At 28.1% G+C, this 1,373-nt stretch carries 1 protein-coding gene; it reads right to left on the reverse strand.

Annotated elements, in window-relative coordinates; genetic code table 11:
* Positions 1–307 precede the first annotated feature (307 nt).
* Entirely contained in the window at positions 308–1,153 is an 846-nt protein-coding gene (locus tag EQG68_RS14880) for an IS110 family transposase (protein ID WP_246011778.1), read from the reverse strand.
* Positions 1,154–1,373 lie beyond the last annotated feature (220 nt).

Here is a 1,373-nt window from a genome sequence, read left to right on the forward strand (position 1 = left end):
GATAACTATGGTTTTACCAAATTAAAATTGTTAAATATTTCGTCATTTTTTATAAATAATTCAAAAGCTTAGAAAGAAAAAAAACAAAAGTCTTGTGAAGGGAAGAAGTATATTACTACTCTCCTTTCAAAAGAAAATCTAATTTAATAGATTTAGGCTACATTTCTTTTTTCATATAGCTTATCATTTTTCACACAAGCACAAATTCTGTGTATTAGTTTGTTTCTTACATTGTTGATTACAAGCATTTTGTTTTTCCCTTCAGCAACTTTTCTTTCATAATATTCTTTTAGTTCTCCATCAGCTCTTATGGTTGATATGGACACATATGTAATTGTTTTTTCAGCTTCTTGTTAGCCATAAAATGCACTCTTGGTTTTGCTCTAACAGATTTACCAGAAGTATATTCAAAAGGAACAACACCACAATAACAAGCTAATTGTCGAGGTGTTTCATACATTGTAAATTCATTTGTATAGCAGATTAAAAACAATGCTGTAACTTTTCCAACTCCAGTAACAGAGGTAGCTTTTTCAAAGATATTAGAGAGTTTTTCATCTAATTTTATCAAACTATCTAACTTTTTCTCAATGTTTTTTAAATCTGTTTCTATGCCTTTAATAGTGGCTTTAGAATATTTTTTGTGAAGTTTGGAAAGTTCTGGCTCAAACCCTTTTAATTCATTAGCGTTCCGTATCAACATGGCTTTAGTAGTTATTAAATGCTCTCTAAGTGAAATAATTTTTTTTATTTGATCAATCACTTTTCTTGGAGCTTGATATATCTGAACTTCATCTTGATTTTTCATTGCATAATAAGCAATTCTCTCTGCATCAATTTTATCGTTCTTACCTCTTTGAACACCAATACTTCTTATTATCTTCAAAGACATCTCAACCCATAAACTGTATTCTTTGGAAAGTAAATAATGAATAATTGCTTTTCCATACATTCCGGTATGTTCTAAACATATTAAAGTATTTTGATTAGTTGAAGTAATGGAATTTAACCATTTAACTAATTCTTTCAAACCTTTAATATCATTTGAAAATTGGTTATGAATAGTATCATTTTTGTCACTATTCAAAATAATTACCGCATCAAAATATTCTTTTGATACATCAATGCCTAAAAAATTACTAAATTTACTCATAGAAAAAGATTTAAAGTTAGCAACCAAATAATTGAATCTTCAATCCAAACCTTGATAATAGTCCTTTAAGACTTAATAACTATTTGATGCTGATTCAATAAAACTGACAAAGTCCTGATCGGGGGATAAGTCTGAAATCTTTGCTACCGCAAATGGTTTACTTTGTCAGTTTTGGTTGTTATTAAAATTACAAAATTTTCAATGAACAAATCTAAAGGCT

Origin of the sequence: Flavobacterium piscinae (assembly GCF_004122145.1) — a bacterium.
Taxonomy (GTDB): Bacteria; Bacteroidota; Bacteroidia; order Flavobacteriales; family Flavobacteriaceae; genus Flavobacterium; species Flavobacterium piscinae.